We start from the raw sequence: 17,904 nt of genomic DNA, 5'->3' as shown, positions 1-17,904 counted from the left end.
ATTTATCTCTGTATTGTTGTTAGCCTGTTGATCGATATAAGGGCGTATGAAAGCATTTTCCTTAAGGGGGTATCTTTTGGTTTTACACTCCCAAATGTAACTTTTTTTCTACTCCATCCTTATTATAAGTAGATAAAGTATAGAAACGTTGGTTACCTTTTACCTTACCTTTGTTTGTTATATGTACATAGTATTGTTCTGTTCCCATTCTATTTATAGTAGGTGATCTTTTGCACCTATAGCAAAACTAGAAAACAGTACGAATAATATAAATATAACTAATGATTTTTTCATATAACCCTATTTTTATCTTTATATATGGAAATTATAGTAAAGGATTTATAGTGAAGAAATTGAGTTTAGTGACATTAATATTACAAAATTGTAAGGGTTATTAGGGGGAGCCATACATACCCATCAACTTAAGAATTTTATAACACCCCAAGATGAAAATTTCGTGTATTTTTAATAAAAAACGGCTTGTTTTTTCGTTTAGGGGGTATTTGCTTTTCTAAGCTTGATAGCGATGTGGCGGTACCTCTAAAAGATTTGGAAAACTAACAACTTATTGCATTATGAAGTAATAAATAAAGAATCTTTATAAAAAAACCTCTCTTTTTTAGAGAGGTTTACTTTTTCTCACGCATTTTTTCCAAATACATTAACGCATCATCCAGCGTATCCACTGGTACAATTTTCATTTTTGTTTTAATATCTTTCGCAGCCTCAAGTGCGTCTTTATAATTCGATTTCTCCGCACCTTTTTCATTTGGTGCAAAGAACACTTCAGCACCAGCATCACTTGCAGCGACCACTTTTTGCTGAATACCACCAATCACGCCAACTTCTCCCTTTTCATTAATCGTACCTGTTCCTGCTATTTCATGTCCTTTTGTTAAATCATCTTCCACAAGTTGATTATATATTTCTAATGTAAACATTAGGCCTGCCGATGGTCCGCCTATTTCATGAGAATCAATCTTCACTTTTGGATCTACCACTAATTCTCTTTCCGTAACGATAGATACACCTATACCAACACGTCCATTTCCATTCGGAATGGTTTTTAAATTTAGATTTTCTTTTAACTGTTTTCCATTCCTCTTGTACTCAATATTTACTGCATCTCCTTCTTTTTTCCCTGTCATATATTCAATAAATTGCTCCATCTTTTCAAATGTTTTTCCGTCGACAGCTACGATGACATCTCCAAGTTTAAGCTTTCCTTCTGACGGCATCCCTTTCGCTACACCAGTAACCAATACACCTTTATTTTCAAAAGAAACAGTGCGATTTGCACGTTTATAAGCATTATAAATTGCTGCATTTTGTGAATTTTTCATTGCATACCTTTGGCGGAATCGATATTCTTCATCACTCTCACTTTTTTGCAAAATTTCTTCCGTTTTTAAAACGTGTGTATATGTATTAAACTGTGCGGCTATTAAGCTTACCATATTTGCAGGTTTCATCGCGACAGTGACAACCATAAAATCACCAGACGCCTTCTTTCCATCAAACACTTGAATGTATGGATCTAATTTCGCAGCCATACCTGGCTTTGTCACATAATATGGTAAACGCACATAAACAAGTAGTAATGCTAATATAATACCTATTAAAATTGCATATATAAACTGAAAACGCTTAAACATGATATTTCTCCTTCCACTTCTCAGACCCAAATAATGTCTGTCCTTAATATGTGTAAAAGCAGGCGAACTAAATTGTTCTACTGCTGGCGCACCATTAAATTTGCTGCTATATACCGATTTATAACAAGTTCGTGTTGCATAATTACACCATAAATAGATGTAATTTCTCCATTCACTTTAATCGGAGCTACATCAACTGCGATTACAATATCAACCTCTAAATATTTTACAACCGATACAGGAATACGTTCAATTAATTCAGTATCTTCTAATAAGTGGTCATTTATTTTTTCTGGGACAAACACTCTCGGTACAGATACACTAACTCGAACTGCCTCTACGATCGAACCGTTTGTATAAAGGAAACTTTTTCTCTTTCAAAATGTCAGTAGTTACAACAGCAGGTGGGATATCTAACTCTTCTAAACTCTTAGTATATGTAACCATTTTAACCATATCTTTAATAATTTTCCAACAATAAAGCTTATTTGGGCCCAGTACCCGCATTACTATAACCAGGGGAAAAGTAGTAATCAAATGTAGAAAGTTACATACGAATTTAGGTAAACTTGAGGCTCATTTATCAGTCCTTGAGTCTAAGAGCTAAACCGAATGAAGAAATTGATTAAAATTGTTATTTAACAGAGCTTATTCCTCAAATGATTTCGTGAATTTGTAAAAATGTGTTTGTGAAAATAAAAACCGTTTAAAATATAGTCGGTAAAATAATACCGGCTTTTTTCTTTAGGGGCGGGGAAGGTATTCGGAATTTTTGTTCGACAGACACCTGGAAAATCCGTACAGACTTTAAAATTTTGGGTCTAATTTACGAGATAATATTCTACGCTTTTCGAAACAAAAATATTTTAATTTAACAATATTATTGACTTAGAATAAATGTAAGCTAATCCTTAAGCTTAAAGGTGACTTAACGGTACTCTGGTAAACTTAGTTGTGTAATTATTACATAACGAAAAAGGAGCCAAAATATGACAAGCACTCAACTGTTAGATAATAATATACCGTTAGGTTTATATGAATTATCTATGTCAGGTTACGAAAAGTTGAAATGGTATCCTATCGAAGTAAAACGAGGAAAGCAGACGTTTCAATTTAAAGTGTACCGACCGGATAAAATAATATCTGTATTTTATATCGATGAATTAGGACGGAAACGTGTGTTAACAAGTATGGAAGAGTTTAACAATGATGTTGGTAGTCGAGGAAGATAAGAAACGGTTTCGGGAATTCGTAGGGGATTCCGAATGGGTCCTGTTAGACGGCATGTGTGCCGATAAAGGGATGGCGAAAGAAGAAATAACTGCGTATTTATATTTGAAGGCGCATGCGTTGGACGAAATGGAAGGAAATTGAATAAGAAATAAAAACGGCCTTAGTCGTGGGCGGTCTTTTTCATTTATTTTGCTAAAGCAGGATGTTGTCAATAAACGCTAACAGCGGTAGGAAGGTTTTTATATAGGAAGTTATCAAAATTAATTTTGCCTACTGTTTCACGATCTATATTCACCTTCACGACAGAACTGAAAAAATAATCCCTAAAAAACTAAAAATTAGATCAGACAATTTATCTTCCCCAAAAAAAATTTAGCACTATTTTAAATTTATATATAAAACTAATACGAAATATGATATGATGAAAGTAACAAAATACTTCTAAAACTATCTTGCAAAAGGACACACCTACGCATACATATGCCATAGGTGTGTCCTTTTTTATGTATTTTTAAGATTTCAAGACTCAAAGGGGGGATGTATATTGTGTTCCAGTAATATAACATCTGCTAATGTATCTTTTGAAAAACTGAAAAGTCAGGAAGAGAATGAAAAAAGCATGGCGTCAATATGCCTGAATTGTAAGAAACGTTCATTTAGAGAACTATATAAGGATCATCCAAAATGGATACAGTTTTGCCTATATTGTAATTATCGAGAAGTAAATACATTGGAAAGTCCGTTTGTTTATTAGATGCAGCTATTTACGTATTTTAAGTAGGAGGAAGAAATTTCGATATGAAAATATGGATTAAAGCTATTTGTATAACATCATTCGTAATTCAAATGTCTGCATGCAGCAGTTCCGCGCAAACAAAAAATGATTCGAGACCTGCCCAAGCATTAGAAACCATGTACGAAATGCGTGGTGATTTTGAAAATCTTTTCCCTCTAAAATTAAAAGAGAAGGGATATGACTGGGAAGATATTAACGATTGGATACTGTCTATTGAAACAGCATACTCAAAACACGGAAATAAACTAGTCATAAATTAGAGAATATTTTGTATTTTAAAAATTAGGTGAGGCGAAAATAAGATGTTAATCATTCAAAAGTATCACATTGTAATTGCTTGGACGATAGCTACTAGCGCAATGTTAATTATTTTGTTTTTTAGTGAGTGGATGAAGCTGCCACCATGTGATTTGTGCTGGTACCAAAGAATGGCCATGTATCCATTAGTATTAATATTGAGGATAGGGATGTATAGAAAAGATTCGCACGTAAGCACGTATGCATTTCCATTTGCGTGTATCGGTTTAATGTTATCTGTATATCAAATTACAATTCAAGCGTTTCCTAATAGTGAGATGAAGATTTGTTCAGTAGGAGTTTCTTGCACAAAAGATTACTTAAACTTATTCAGTTTCATCGTGATACCTATGTTATCTTTTGTTGGATTTTTAGCCATAATAATACTTCTATATATTAAATCTGATAGGGAGACAAAAGAACAAACAACATAGTGGTTATAAACAATGTACTCAAGTAAACACAACATACTTAAAAATAGATGTTTAAAATAAAAAGAAATTATAAATGGAGAAATTAAAATGACAACTATTCAGGCAAGTAATGAAATGTACAAAATTCCAGAGGCGGATATAGAACTATTAAAAATTATGGCCCATCCAGTTAGATTACAAATTGTGAAGGAGTTAGAACGTCACAAAATTTGTAATGTAACACAGTTAACAGAGCTACTAGATGTGCCTCAATCTACCGTATCTCAGCATTTATCTAAAATGCGTGGGAAAATTTTTCGCTCGGAAAGAAGAGGATTAGAGATGTATTATCATATTGTGAATTCCAAGGCATGTCAGATTGTCGGAGTATTAGGTATTTAATTCTAAATCGAAATAGGATGATAGAAAGAGTGTTGTTAAATATAGCTGCAAAAGATGATGTACTGCAGAATGATAAATTCACAAGCTTAAAGTTTAGTCCTTCTAATAATGGAGGAGCTGACTGTGGTGAAAAATTGATATAGAGGTTACTAAAAAAGAGTGCAGTACATGTCTGCATTCTTTTTCTTTGTGCCATAGCTATAATAGATAAAGTATTTTGTTTTGTATGACTCTGAATAGGGGATACAGTGTTTTGCTATGCGAAAACGATATTTTCGACTTTTTAAGCAAAGGGGATGATTAGTTTATTGATGTGTATAGTGCGAATTAAGGTTTAGAATATTCTGTGTCAATATTATCAATTTACTATAGTTTCCAATTATGTAAAAATAGAATTGATTATAATTTTCCGTAAATATTAGATTGAAAACTATTATAAGGGGAATGTGAGTATTTATAGCTGTTTATAAACGATGATTGGGGATACAGACAATAGGGTGATCAAGTACTGGTAGAATTTATCAAACGAAATGAGGTGACTTTAACTTGAGAGAAATTGCGAAAAAAGTACAAATGATACGTATACAGGAGGAGCATTCCGGGCGTAAGGCAGACGCAGAACAGTATTCTGCCAAGCGATGTAAAATAGAAAGAGAGAGTATTAAATTAGAAAAACATAGAGTTAAAAAAAGAACTCAAAAATTTCAAACGACAGAAGAAAAGTGGGACACGAAATGTAAAAAAGCAGTACAATTATTTAATCAAGGAGAGGAATATCCAACTATTGCAAAAAAACTGAGGTGCAATGTGAGTAGTTTGTATAGAGAACTTAAGAAACGAGGCACATTACAAATACCAAAGCAGGTAGTAGCATCTAAATCATTAAAATCACCCACAACATCAGCACAAACAAAAAAAACGAATTTTGAAAGATACAAAGAATATTATATGTACAAATAGAAGAATTCATGGCTATAAATCTATACTTGATTCTTTAGTGTTAAAAAGATCAGATTATAAAAGGTACAATGAAAAAATGCATGTTTAGCAGCAAATCTTCTTACAGTATTGATAGAGCATCTTTTTATTTTTTAGAATATTTATTTTCTGATAATAACATCCAACAAATATTGAAGGCTATTACCTGTTGCTTAGATCATAAAAATGTTCATAAAACTAAGTCCTTACTTATATTTGTTGAGTAGTTGGTTAAGAAGATGTTTTTGCAAATGTTAAAATAAGAATAATTTGTCTAAAGCAAAAGAATCCCCATGTCATAAAGGATTCTTTTAGAAGAGTTAGAGAGATGATGTCACTTGACTCATATTGATTTTATGTTAAAAAGAAAGAATATTCAATCTTATTTTATGTTTCTCAATATATTTCGTTCATTGATGTATCTCTTTCTACATATTTTCCTGGAGTGAATCCTTAGTATAAGGATTCCTTTTTTATTATTAATAAAAATAAAAGCCCTCACAATAAAGTGAAGACCTTTGATTATTTAGGCCAGTATGGCCGCGAGCATATTGTATGATTTTATCCTCGCTAAATTAAGATCTTAACCACCATGATTTCCGTGAGCATATTGAATAACATCAATAGCTTTATGTGTTTCTGTAGGGGATTGGGCACCAAACATTAAAGTAAAAATAGTAATTACACCAACTAAACCGAGAATTGTCTTTTTCATTTTAATGCCTCCTTCTCAATAACTTTTTTTCCTGCTTGAGAACATGAATAGAAATAATGACTTGCTTTAATATGGTTATTCTCTTTATAAAATGCAGTAGCAAGATATTCTTCGTATTCCTTAATGAATTCGAAAAGTTCTTGCTCTTTAAAATATGATACGCCTTTTAACACTGTCATTTCAAGTGCTTCGGCAGGAAAACCTCCATTCATTGCATCTAATATTTTAAAATGGTGTAGATACTCTATATTTTCAATCTCTTGACAAACGGAATATCCCTTTGCTATGAGATCTTTGGCAACGGAGTGATTTCCTTCCTTCATGTGTTCCCTTGCCTCAATAAAAAGAGCCTTATAATTGTTAGGCATTTTTTGATTTACTTCTGAAAGATATCTAATGGCTAATGGCGAAAGATTTTGAGTAGCATACATTAACCCTAAATTTTGACGCACCATTAAAATAAATTGTTCTTCGTCTATTTTTTGGAACATATCCATTGCTTTCGTGAAATATTCTTCAGCGAGCTCCCATTCTCTCAAATGAGTACAAGCTAAGCCTATAAGATTATCACAGAATGCTACATTGATCTCATACCCAGCATGTTGAGCAAAGATTTCTCTTGCCTCTGATACTTTTTTATAAGATAATAGCCCTTGATATATGTCATAATGGAAAGCTCCAACTTTATAATAAAATTCCGCTTTTTCCAATTCATCAGGAATGCAGTCTAAAAGTTTTTCTGCTTTTTCATAACTCTCCTTTGCGATTTGATATTCGCCAATAGTAGAGGCATGAATCCCTTTGAAAAAGTGATAATAATAAGCTAAGAAATTATCTGTAGGCATATCAAAAGCCTCAACTTTGTCAAAACTGCTTTTTGAAACGCTTAAATTATCAATTACAAATTGGTATCTAAAATCTAGTAGTGAGTAGTAGAGTAATAAATCTTGATCCTCTTCAATATTATGCATCTTAGAATCAATTATTTCTTTTAATTGATGTGCATTACCTATACGCCTTGAGCGGATTTCAACATACCAATCGCTTAATAGCTTTGTAATTTCATTATTCCCCTTAGCTGAAACCATCATTATATATTCCCCCATCCTATAAAAGTCTACTAATGTTATATATTACCATTATAGCAAAGTATCCAGTTCGTTTAATTGTATTATATTTGTTTTTTAATAAAATTCAGAAAAATAAATTAATTGGGATGACCCAATTATATTTTATTCATGGTTTTCTCATTAACAATTCACGCAAACGTGATGTGATTGAAGTGAGTCGGAAAATATCATGTTTGCATGAAAGGGGAATGAATAAATATGAAAGCCTATCTCTACTATAGTGGCAGCTTATTGAAGTTTTAGGTTTATAATTAATAGACAGTTTTAGTTAAGGAAATTTAAAATCCCTGTCTTTAAAGACAGGGATTAAAAAAAGGGATGACAGTTAACAATTGAAGGTACCATTACATTACCATTATTGGAATTTTTATTCCATGTTTTTGTGTTGAGAAATAAATAATATATGATGTAAAAGGTGAGATGAGTAGAGGGTTCTTATAGGTTTAGCAATATGAGAAAGTAAATATTTCAATTAAATTTTTCTTGAAACGAGGAGTGGAAGTATTGTTTTTGCTTAGAAAGCATTATTCAAAGTTATGTAGAAATTATAATATGAATAAAAAGAGTCTAGTTAAAAAATTATAAGACACCAATTCATTGGAACGGTAAAAAACTGTTTTCGGAATAGGTGTCTTTTTGTATTGAGTAGAATGTATTTTCTCAACAGGAAAAATTGTAATTATCTATAAGTATTACTTATAAGGATAATAGGAAAGTAGAAATTAATAATAAAGGAGAATGCGAAATGTTAACAGTAATATCTAATAATGATCTAGCTAAAATCCGTGAAGAAGATGTAGATGTATTGAAGGTAATGGCGCATCCGGTTCGATTAAAAATCATAAGTGAATTAATACATCATAAAATGTGCAATGTTACACAGTTAACAGAAATATTAAAACTTCCACAATCCACTGTTTCACAACACTTAGCAAAGTTAAGAGGAATTGTACTCCGTGCAGAAAGAAAAGGACTAGAGATGCATTATTATATTGATAATACTAAAGCTCGTCAGATTGTAGAAATTTTAGGGCTATAGGTAAATTATAAGTAAAAGTTTCCTATTATAGGGGAAACTTTTTTCTATGTTGATCAAAGTATAATCATTTGAAGAATGAAATTTGGAAAGGGTGAATTTCAGAATATTATATTGAAGTGTAAGTTTTTAATTCAAGCTATGGAACGTATAATTTTTAAGTAAGAAAGGATGGTAGTTGAAGAAAGTCCAATAACTGTCACAATTTCTTTGTAAGCTTAATAAATTATTATGTGATAATTTAATTATAAAGTTATTTGAATGTTATAAAGATAAATGAATAGTTGAATATGAAGTTATGTATATTTAGCTTTCATTTACATTCATGCTCTTAATAAAGTGAAGAAATTAGTAAGGGGGACTATTAAAATGAACAAAAAATTCTTTAAGCAGTTAAAAAAAATGGTTACAAATAAAAAAGGATTAAGTGCCGCTGCAGTAGCAGTAGGAATTATGGGTACAACTTTAATTCCTCAAAATGCCTATGCACATGGGTTCGTTGAAAAGCCAGGTAGCCGTGCTGCTTTATGCAGTCAAAATTATGGGGCGTTGAATTCAAATTGTGGAAATATAATGTATGAACCGCAAAGCTTAGAAGCACCTAAAGGATTCCCGCAAGGCGGGCCAGCTGATGGGAAAATTGCTTCAGCGGGAGGTCTATTTGGTGGAATTCTTGATCAACAAACAGCTGATCGATGGTTTAAGAATACTATTAAGGGCGGGGAGAATACATTCACTTGGAAATATACTGCTCCTCATTCAACAAGTCAGTGGCACTATTACATTACAAAAAAAGGATGGAATCCAAATAAACCTTTAACAAGAATGGATTTTGAACCAATAGGAACTGTAAAACACGATGGTTCTGCAGCATCTAATAATCTATCACATAAAATCAATGTACCAACTGATCGCAGTGGATATCATGTCATATTAGCAGTTTGGGATGTAGCTGATACTGTAAATGCTTTCTATAATGTGATCGATGTGAATCTAATAAATAATGAAAAAACAGATACAGAAGCGCCAACTCAGCCATCTGGAGTACAAGTCGTAAAAGCTACTTCAAATAGTGTAGAACTTAGTTGGAAGCCTGCAATCGATAATGTAGGGGTCAAAGAATATCAAGTATTACGTAATGGTCAATTAATTAATTAATACTATAGTGGGTACAAGTGTAGTTGATAAAAAATTAAGCCCGAACACTGAGTATACGTATACAGTAAAAGCAGTAGACGCTGCAGGGAATATATCAAGGGAAAGTGAAGCATTAGTTGTTAAAACAACAGTGGAAAAACCAGATACAGAAGCACCAACTCAGCCTAAAGGATTACACAGCATGGGAACCACTACGAATAGTATCGACTTAATGTGGAGTCCGTCTGAAGATAACATAGATGTGAATCATTATATTGTCTACAGAGAAGTTGGGGGTGTTATGAAAGAAATAGGCACTGCTAATACAACTTCATTTATGGACAAAGATTTGCAAGCGAATACAATATATAAGTATGTAGTTTCTGCTGTTGATACAGCTGGCAATGAATCAATGAAAAGTGATGCCTTAACAATTGCTACAAAAGGACAAGAAAACACTTATGAACAATGGGGTGCGTATAAAGCGTATAAAAAAGGGGATAAAGTAGTTCATGAGGGTAAGGTTTACGAGGCAGTTCAAAATTATCAAGGGAATGGAGATCCAAACTGGATTTTTGCTTTGTCATTATGGAATGAAGTAAATAAATAATTTAAACAGTTGCTCATTTTAACGAATTTACCGAAAGAATTCGCCTTCCTTAACCGTGTGAAGAGCGATAATAAAGCGGTAGGTGCATTTCAGTTTGGTATAGCCAAAAGCTTATGATTATTGGTGGAAGAACACAAATCTTTCCAAAGTGAGTCTAGTATAATTAATTTCTAAACTCACATCTTTTTATGAAAATAAAGATGTGAATTCTGTTTATTCTCATTTGCTTTGTATGAATTGTAATGTATACTAAAAGTAGGTGCAAAAATGCACTATTTGAAAAAGAGTGCAAGGCAAAAAGGAATCCGAAAAGGATTCCTTTTTTGTTTTTCAGCAAATAAAGCAACTTTCTAATTAACTCTTTCTTTTTATAAACTTAAAATGTATTTTTGAAAAATTGCCATATTCCTGTAACAAAACAAAGGTAAGTTATGTGTGTAAAATATAAAGAGAAAGAAGGAAAAGTTGTGAAAAAAATTTTGCCAATTGTTGCGTTATTAGGCATGATGAGTTTTGGAGTACAGGAAATGAATGTAAGAGCGATTCAAAAATTAGTTTTTGGGATTCGAAAAGAAAGGGTACTAATTTCATGAATAGTACGTCATTACCTGAAAACTATAAAAGTGCAAAAGAAGCTAATATTGAATATGTTCGTTTAGCACCTGATAAATGGGCGAAAGATAAAGATTTTCTATTTGAAGATAAACCAGATACTTCTGGAAAGGATTTTCTGATAGGTAATTCAGATAACTATCAGGGATTAGTAAAGGAAGATCTAGAAAAATTAAAGGCGGATTTAGATGCCGCACAATCACAAGGAATGAAAGTCGTTGTTACAATGTTATCCTTACCTGGTGATCGATGGCGCCAATTTAATAATAATAAGAATGACGACAGAATATGGGAAGAAGAGAAGTATCAAGAACAAGCAAGTCAATTTTGGAAGGACCTCGCTCTGGAACTAAAAGATCACCCCGCGGTGGTTGGTTATAATATTATAAATGAACCACATCCAGAAACAGCTAAAAATAATAGATATAATGATTTTTGGACGGAAGATTACGAGAAATGGTATGCAAAAGTGGAGGGAACGACAGCGGATTTAAACAGATTTTATCAAAAGGTGATCAATTCCATTCGTGAAGTAGACCAAGAAACACCAGTTATTTTAGATTCAGGTTTATATGCTACTCCATGGGCCTTTAAATACTTAAAGCCAGTAAAGGATAAAAAAACGCTTTACGCATTTCATATGTATGAACCATATGAATTAACGAGTCAAGGTGAAAAGAAAAATAAAGAATATCAATATCCAGGATTAGTAAAAGTAGGAGACTTAGAGAAACCTGTAATGTGGAATAAGCAGGGATTAGAGAAGTTTTTGAAGCCAATCCAACAATGGTCTAAGAAAAATCATGTACCACCTAATCGAATTATTGCAGAGGAGTTTGGAATTAACCGTACTGTTCCAGGTGCTACCCAATACATGCAAGATCTTATTTCTATCTTTAACCAAAAAGGATGGCATAAATCATTCTATGCATTCCGTGAAGACACATGGACAGGGATGAATTATGAATTGGGAACAGGAAAAATAAAATGGGATGAAGAGGGTAAACCGATGCGTCAAGATAATTCACTCTGGGATGTAATAAAAAAAGATTTACAAACGCGTAAATAGTTTAGAATATTAGGCTTAAGGACTAAATGTAAGCATCTAATTCAAATAGAATTAGATGCTTTTTATTTCGAAAAAAGGTGGAGTTGAATTAAAGATTCCATCTTTTCTTTTGCATAAAGAGTACCAATCAGGTTTATTTACAACGAAAAATAAGCTTTTTAGAGAATAGCTTAGAAAAAAATTGTGGAGGTTCAAACAAATGTGGTCGTAATTGTCTAAACCTTTAAAGCGAAAAAAGATTTATGAATTTTTTGTGAGATTCCAATCCTTGAATGTTGTAATTTATTTACTTATTTCTGCAATTGGATATATTTCTCTAATTGGATGTAAGTTTAGAATACAGAATTAAAACATAATAGGCTGTTATCGGTGAGTTTGTCGTAAAGTTGTTATTTAATGTGTCATCAAATAACATTTATATACAATAATAAATAAAAAAAGGAGATACTTATGAAAAAATATAGAGTAATAGACACAACTTAAATAGTATGAATAGTTTAGATTGTAAAAACATGAAGAAGAAAAAAATCCTTAAGAGTACTAAGGAATAATGAGGGAGAAAATATGGGGAATAATTCAAAACATAAAACTGGAAAAATACTTGCAGCTACTGCTACAGTAACTATGCTTGCCACTGGAATGATTTCTTCATCAGATGTCTTTGCGGAGCAAAAGGAGCAGCAAAAAAATTTATCGACATCACTGCAAAGTGAAAAATCAGTTAAATCAGAAAATAGAATATTTACAGTCCCAGGAAAAGGGGATGTTGAGGTACTGAAACAACAGGAAAGAAAAAGTATGGCATTTAGTCCATATGAACCAACTGGTTTATATGCAAAGCCAAATGAAAAAATAACGATTAATGTAGAAGATAATCAAGATATTCAGGTATATATTGGAACGTATTCGTATGATGCTTCTTGGAGAGAAGATTCTAAGATAAAATCATTTACATTAAAACCTGGTGTAAACACAATCCAATCTCCAAATGGGGGGCTGATTTATTTTTATAATAAACAGCAAGGTGGTAGCATTCGAACAACAATTACAACAGGTGGAACGACTACGCCTTTCTTTGAACTAGGAAAGCATACGAAACAAGATTTAATAAACATGCTGGACCAGTATCCTAATGCACATGCAGTAGAGTTAAAAGGAGAACGTGTATTAATTACGGCTAGCCCTGCACGTGTTAAGAAATATTTGTTGGGTTCTAATACAGATCCTGTACAACTCTTAAAAAAGATGGATGAAGCTACTCGAATTCAAGACAAAGTAGCTGGATTATCCGAAGAACAAGTAGATAAACATTATGTTCATTACGTAGAAGAAAATCATTCTCCTGATTATTATATGTATGCAACTTCTTATCGAACCGCATATGTAGGAGATGCAATCCAATACGTGTTAGATATTAATAAATTTATAACAGATGGCTGGGGCCCTTGGCATGAGGCAGGACATTTGAGACAACAATCGCCCTGGAAGTTTTATAATATGACAGAAGTACAAAATAATATATACAGCCTTTCTGTAGAAAAAGCATTTAATCAACCATCCAACTTAGAGAAAAGTGGAATTTATCCAAAAGCATTTCAATATCTAGAGCAAGTGAATAAAAATTATGATGAAATTAGCGATGTTTTTGTAAAGCTTGTTATGCTTTGGCAACTACAGTTAGCGTATGGAGAGGATTTCTATCCTAAATTACATCAATTGTATAGAGACATGCCTTCAAGTGAACTTCCACAAACTGATGAAAATAAAAAACAACTATTTATGATTTCAGCATCAAAAGTAGCCAAACAAAATTTAATTCCTTTCTTTGAGAAGTGGGGATTACGTCCAAATAACGATACAATTCAAAAAGTAGCTGCATTAGGATATCCGATTTTAACAGCAGAGATTTGGAAGGGTACGGATTCTAATCCAATTAAACCAGATATGCCTAATGTAAATAATATTTTAGAAGGAAACCAGTTTGCATGGTCACTAAAAGGAATTAGTGATTTCGAGTTTGCAAAAATCAATTTCAATAAATCAACAGAAGAAATGCAAATTGATTTAAAAGCAGGCGTACCACATCATTATTTTAATGAAACATATGCGAGTATTAAAGTACAAAATGCATCAGGTAAAGTAATGTACAATAAAGACATTTATGGGAACAAACAACAAAACGCTGAATCACAAAAGGTTCCAGTCAAAGTAGGAGATTATATTGAGCTGACACATTTAGAAGGTGTGCATAGAGCTACTTTAACAAATGTAGGCAACAGTAAACAAGAAAGCTTTGGAAAAAAAGTAATATACCAAGTTACAAAGGAAGGTCTGAAGAAAGTTGAAAAAATGCCAGAAGCAACAATTTTAGATGGAAATCAATTTGCATGGTCACTAAAAGGAATTAGTGATTTCGAGTTTGCAAAAATCAATTTCAATAAAACGACAGAAGAAATGCAAATTGATTTAAAGGCAGGCGTACCACATCATTATTTTAATGAAACATATGCGAGTATTAAAGTGCAAAATGCATCAGGTAAAGTAGTATACAATAAAGACATTTATGGGAACAAACAACAAAATGCTGAATCACAAAAGGTTCCAGTCAAAGTAGGAGATTATATTGAGCTGACACATTTAGAAGGTGTGCATAGAGCTACTTTAACAAATGTAGGCAACAGTAAACAGGAAAGCTTTGGAAAAGAAGCAATGTATGAAGTCACAAAAGAAGGCTTGAAGAAAGTAGAAAAAATGCCAGAAACAACAGTTTTAGATGGAAATCATTTTGGTTGGTCTTTAAAAGGATATAGTGATAGAGAAATCGCAAAAGTAGATTATAATAGGACAACAGAGAAAATGCAGGTGAATTTAGAAGCAGGCGTACCACATTCTTACTTTAATAATACGTATGCAAGTATTACAGTAAAGAATTCAACTGGTAGTGTTGTATACAATAAGGATATAGTGGGAAATAGGCAACAAACTGCTGAAAGTCAAACCGTTCCGGTAAAAGTGGGAGATTACATTGAGTTTACCCATATAGAAGGGGAAGCAGTAAAGGAAAAGACACGCGCTACACTTATTAACTTTGAGAATAATAAACAAGAATATATAGGCAAAAAAAGAATCTATCAAGTTACTTCAACGGGATTAAACAAAATAGATTAATATGAAGAACATTCTAATTATTAGTTAGATGCAAATAGTCGTTCATTATGAACGGCTATTTGGCTTTTATTTAATAATACGCTCTCTTTTTTATATACTCTCGTTGCCATCAAATGCTACATTTTTTTATAAATATGTTTTTGAATTAATAAATGTTTAAGTGCAATAGATTTGAGAAAAAAGAAACAGAATAGTAGGGTATTTGTTGATAAATCTTCTCAAATATTACAATGTTTTACATATTTGGTATGATGTATATGAGTTTTATGTATATTAAGGGAGGAATGGGAATGAAAAGGTTTATAACACGTGCAAGAGGTAATACAGTCTCAAAAAATTTAGTTTTAATGGTGTTGTCGATGGTTTTAATGATATTTATGATTACACCATCCAATGATGTATCTGCAGCCAACCTATCAAAAGCAGCTACATTAAAAGGCGTGAATTTATTTAATGGAAGTTGGACAGTTGCTATACAGGCAGCAAATTTACAATATGTTTCTGCTGAGCCTTTGGGAAATGTAACAGCAAATCGTAATGCAGTTAATGAATGGGAGAAATTCGAATTAATTCCGACTGGAGAATTATATACGTACGCTTTAAAAGCCAAAAGTAATGGGAAGTATGTTTCGTTTGAGCCAAATGGTAGAGTAGTAGCAGATCGTACATCAATTGGGGCATGGGAAAAGTTTATCTTATATAATGGTGGAGACAATAGGATATATGTATTACAAGCACTCAGTAATGGCAGGTATATATCAGCAAATGGTGGTAGAGAATTAACAGCTACTAGTTATGTAGCTGGAAGCTGGGAACGATTTGTTATTGTATACTTCTAAACTTTAAAGTGTTATATGTCTAAATGATAATGGCATGTTTAGTATGTATGAATGCCTAATACAATAAAGTGTTAAGTATTTAATACAAGTGTATATTAATGTGTAAAGGGCTGCAGGTAATTAGCAGTCCTTTTTGTATGGACTTACTGAGGTTATAATGAGAAGAAAAAGAACCCTATAGGGTTCTTTTTCAAGGCATATTAACAGTAAGGAGAATCATGAAATGCTACTTCAAATCTTTATTAGGAGAAAGATTTTGAAAAAGCTTAACATACATCCATTTTTACATATATGTAATATATAGTAAATTGATAATATTTATACTTACTATTACTAATATTCAATTAACATGGTTAACACTATTTATATGATGTTAAATGGCGCTTAGTACAGTATACATTTAGAAATCTAATAGTAGATTTCATTTGTTAAAAAAGGTAATAAATATATTATTTCAAATTAAACTATAGGCATATCGAAATAGGTGAAAAAGCTTGAGTACCGTGATTAAATTGCCTTTAAAGATGAGGTTTAGATTAGAGGGCTAATTGGATCTTACTGAAAAGGAAAAATGTTTTTTAGATGAAAAGAAGAAAAGACACCTTTTGGGTGTCTTTTCTTTAGGCAAACAGTTCACATATTGCTGAATTAGATATGAAACCAAAATTCGACTATGAAGTAAATTTTAACATAATCTGAACAGAAAAAAATATGTAATAATCCATTTTTAGTTTTTAATTATTTTATGAAATATAGAGCAGCAACGTAAATAAAAAGGGCATGCAGTCGTATCTGCAGCCCTTATTAGGAGGAATTCAAGACACCATTAGGACACGTATTGGTAAACAGGTTCAAAAATAGTATATGTGAAAAGAAAAAGTCCTATACCAACAGTAGACAGGATCTTATCTTTTTTACATTTTCAAAAATGATATTCCGTCCTTTTTGAAATCAGTACAGCCCACACTTGGTTCGTAATGAATTTAGAAAAAGTATACATAAAAATGGCAGACAACTATTTTGTTGCCTGCCGGTGCTAGTGGGTTGAATGAGTTAGTCAATTCAATAAATTGTGCTATCCCATTACCAGAAGAGTGAAGCCGCTAGTTCAAACGGCTTAGACATAGTTTGCCTAATAAAGAAAAAATTATGAGTCGAGATTTTGTTTGCTCTATATGAAAAGATAAATAGATATTCATCAGACAAGGATAATTTAGCATATCTTGAATAGGGTGTAGGAACTAATTAAGGAAAAGGAATTTTGTTTAGGAAGGGACTGACTCAGGAGTGGGACTTTCGGACAGGGTTTGGGGAGCGATGATTGCCTTTGGCATTGCGACTAATATCGTTGCTTGTATGATGGCAGTATACATTCAAAAATATGAGCTAATGATAAATCATCTTACAAATATTTTATTTTTAATAATTATCTCTTTAACGTTTATTAAGATGAAAATTAACAAATGGGTGGCTTTAGGATTTACATTTGTTGTAATAGAGAAAGGTATTAAGGCGGGATATGACTTCTACACACATGATTATTATGGTGTCAGTTGGAGTTTAGCTATCATTGTCTATTGCATATACGAGATGGAAAAGTATCATATTGAAATAAATGAATAGCCACAACAATAAGGTGTTAGTAGGCGTGATTCTTTAAAAATACTATAAAAAAGACACTACAAGAGTGTCTTTTTTTTGAAAATACTCTATAATTAACTTTGGGGAAGGTAATGTTAGAGTATTCGTTTAGCATTATCTTTATATTTGATAAACCATGAAATCGAAAGATTTTGTGGTTTATTTTATGAACA

The 17,904-nt window shown here is 32.2% G+C and carries 14 protein-coding genes and 3 pseudogenes; 12 read left to right on the top strand and 5 right to left on the bottom strand.

What is annotated here, in order from left to right:
* Positions 1-82: 82 nt before the first annotated feature.
* The 3 genes and pseudogenes from AXW78_RS35095 to AXW78_RS33525 all read right to left on the bottom strand — a co-directional run.
* Entirely contained in the window at positions 83-208 is a 126-nt protein-coding gene (locus AXW78_RS35095) for a DUF1093 domain-containing protein (protein ID WP_231122466.1), read from the bottom strand.
* A gap of 421 nt (positions 209-629) precedes the next feature.
* Positions 630-1,655, bottom strand: coding sequence for a SepM family pheromone-processing serine protease (locus tag AXW78_RS28860; protein WP_061885002.1), 1,026 nt, complete (start codon positions 1,653-1,655; stop codon positions 630-632).
* Between the two features lie 39 nt (positions 1,656-1,694).
* A pseudogene (locus tag AXW78_RS33525) lies at positions 1,695-2,126 on the bottom strand (patatin family protein); the annotation flags it as partial.
* A 518-nt stretch (positions 2,127-2,644) separates the two neighbouring features.
* Between AXW78_RS33525 and AXW78_RS35090 the strand changes: the two are divergent.
* The 6 genes from AXW78_RS35090 to AXW78_RS28825 all read left to right on the top strand — a co-directional run bounded on the left by AXW78_RS35090 (position 2,645) and on the right by AXW78_RS28825 (position 5,756).
* A complete protein-coding gene (locus AXW78_RS35090) occupies positions 2,645-2,887 on the top strand; it encodes a hypothetical protein (RefSeq protein ID WP_231122465.1) in 243 nt (80 codons plus the stop codon).
* Positions 2,862-3,029, top strand: a complete 168-nt coding sequence (locus AXW78_RS35085; protein WP_231122464.1) for a hypothetical protein — start codon at positions 2,862-2,864, stop codon at positions 3,027-3,029. Before AXW78_RS35090 ends, AXW78_RS35085 begins: the two co-directional genes overlap by 26 nt.
* 705 nt (positions 3,030-3,734) lie before the next feature.
* Complete coding sequence (locus AXW78_RS28840; protein ID WP_061885018.1) at positions 3,735-3,944, top strand: hypothetical protein; 210 nt, start codon at positions 3,735-3,737, stop codon at positions 3,942-3,944.
* A 42-nt stretch (positions 3,945-3,986) separates the two neighbouring features.
* Complete coding sequence (locus AXW78_RS28835) at positions 3,987-4,415, top strand: disulfide bond formation protein B (RefSeq protein ID WP_061884999.1); 429 nt, start codon at positions 3,987-3,989, stop codon at positions 4,413-4,415.
* Positions 4,416-4,502: 87 nt separating this feature from the next.
* A complete protein-coding gene (locus AXW78_RS28830; RefSeq protein WP_061884998.1) occupies positions 4,503-4,796 on the top strand; it encodes an ArsR/SmtB family transcription factor in 294 nt (97 codons plus the stop codon).
* Positions 4,797-5,342: 546 nt separating this feature from the next.
* Positions 5,343-5,756: a hypothetical protein gene (locus AXW78_RS28825; protein ID WP_061884997.1), complete on the top strand. Its 414-nt coding sequence runs from the start codon at positions 5,343-5,345 to the stop codon at positions 5,754-5,756.
* A gap of 601 nt (positions 5,757-6,357) precedes the next feature.
* On the opposite strand, the gene AXW78_RS34100 is transcribed toward AXW78_RS28825, so the two are convergent.
* Both AXW78_RS34100 and AXW78_RS28820 read right to left on the bottom strand, forming a co-directional pair.
* On the bottom strand, positions 6,358-6,489 hold the full coding sequence (locus AXW78_RS34100) for a hypothetical protein (RefSeq protein WP_000751016.1): 132 nt from the start codon (positions 6,487-6,489) through the stop codon (positions 6,358-6,360).
* Positions 6,486-7,580 (bottom strand): response regulator aspartate phosphatase, encoded by a 1,095-nt coding sequence (locus AXW78_RS28820; protein ID WP_016090608.1) that lies wholly within the window; start codon positions 7,578-7,580, stop codon positions 6,486-6,488. The genes AXW78_RS34100 and AXW78_RS28820 overlap by 4 nt, the downstream gene beginning before the upstream one ends.
* Before the next feature lie 784 nt (positions 7,581-8,364).
* On the opposite strand from AXW78_RS28820, the gene AXW78_RS28815 reads away from it, so the two are divergent.
* The 6 genes and pseudogenes from AXW78_RS28815 (at position 8,365) to AXW78_RS28790 (ending at position 17,713) form a co-directional block, all read left to right on the top strand.
* On the top strand, positions 8,365-8,658 hold the full coding sequence (locus AXW78_RS28815; protein ID WP_000958631.1) for an ArsR/SmtB family transcription factor: 294 nt from the start codon (positions 8,365-8,367) through the stop codon (positions 8,656-8,658).
* Between the two features lie 366 nt (positions 8,659-9,024).
* Positions 9,025-10,402: pseudogene (locus AXW78_RS28810) on the top strand (lytic polysaccharide monooxygenase).
* A 431-nt stretch (positions 10,403-10,833) separates the two neighbouring features.
* A pseudogene (locus AXW78_RS28805) lies at positions 10,834-12,083 on the top strand (glycoside hydrolase family 5 protein).
* 564 nt (positions 12,084-12,647) lie between these two features.
* Positions 12,648-15,251, top strand: a complete 2,604-nt coding sequence (locus AXW78_RS28800; protein WP_061884996.1) for a putative mucin/carbohydrate-binding domain-containing protein — start codon at positions 12,648-12,650, stop codon at positions 15,249-15,251.
* A gap of 290 nt (positions 15,252-15,541) precedes the next feature.
* Positions 15,542-16,090: a fascin domain-containing protein gene (locus AXW78_RS28795; RefSeq protein WP_000819427.1), complete on the top strand. Its 549-nt coding sequence runs from the start codon at positions 15,542-15,544 to the stop codon at positions 16,088-16,090.
* A 1,287-nt stretch (positions 16,091-17,377) separates the two neighbouring features.
* Positions 17,378-17,713, top strand: coding sequence for a hypothetical protein (locus AXW78_RS28790; RefSeq protein WP_000524427.1), 336 nt, complete (start codon positions 17,378-17,380; stop codon positions 17,711-17,713).
* Positions 17,714-17,904 lie beyond the last annotated feature (191 nt).

It is taken from the genome of Bacillus thuringiensis (genome assembly GCF_001595725.1).
GTDB lineage: Bacteria > Bacillota > Bacilli > Bacillales > Bacillaceae_G > Bacillus_A > Bacillus_A thuringiensis_K.
Note: the sequence above shows the minus strand (reverse complement) of the source record. Positions and strands in the feature narration are given on the sequence as shown.

Coding starts and splice junctions, on each gene's coding strand:
- AXW78_RS28815 (WP_000958631.1), top strand. CDS start 8,365: ATGTTAACAGTAATATCTAATAATGATCTAGCTAAAATCCGTGAAGAA.
- AXW78_RS28835 (WP_061884999.1), top strand. CDS start 3,987: ATGTTAATCATTCAAAAGTATCACATTGTAATTGCTTGGACGATAGCT.
- AXW78_RS28830 (WP_061884998.1), top strand. CDS start 4,503: ATGACAACTATTCAGGCAAGTAATGAAATGTACAAAATTCCAGAGGCG.
- AXW78_RS35085 (WP_231122464.1), top strand. CDS start 2,862: ATGATGTTGGTAGTCGAGGAAGATAAGAAACGGTTTCGGGAATTCGTA.
- AXW78_RS28800 (WP_061884996.1), top strand. CDS start 12,648: ATGGGGAATAATTCAAAACATAAAACTGGAAAAATACTTGCAGCTACT.
- AXW78_RS35095 (WP_231122466.1), bottom strand. CDS start 208: ATGGGAACAGAACAATACTATGTACATATAACAAACAAAGGTAAGGTA.
- AXW78_RS34100 (WP_000751016.1), bottom strand. CDS start 6,489: ATGAAAAAGACAATTCTCGGTTTAGTTGGTGTAATTACTATTTTTACT.
- AXW78_RS28820 (WP_016090608.1), bottom strand. CDS start 7,580: ATGATGGTTTCAGCTAAGGGGAATAATGAAATTACAAAGCTATTAAGC.
- AXW78_RS35090 (WP_231122465.1), top strand. CDS start 2,645: ATGACAAGCACTCAACTGTTAGATAATAATATACCGTTAGGTTTATAT.
- AXW78_RS28840 (WP_061885018.1), top strand. CDS start 3,735: ATGTCTGCATGCAGCAGTTCCGCGCAAACAAAAAATGATTCGAGACCT.
- AXW78_RS28795 (WP_000819427.1), top strand. CDS start 15,542: ATGAAAAGGTTTATAACACGTGCAAGAGGTAATACAGTCTCAAAAAAT.
- AXW78_RS28860 (WP_061885002.1), bottom strand. CDS start 1,655: ATGTTTAAGCGTTTTCAGTTTATATATGCAATTTTAATAGGTATTATA.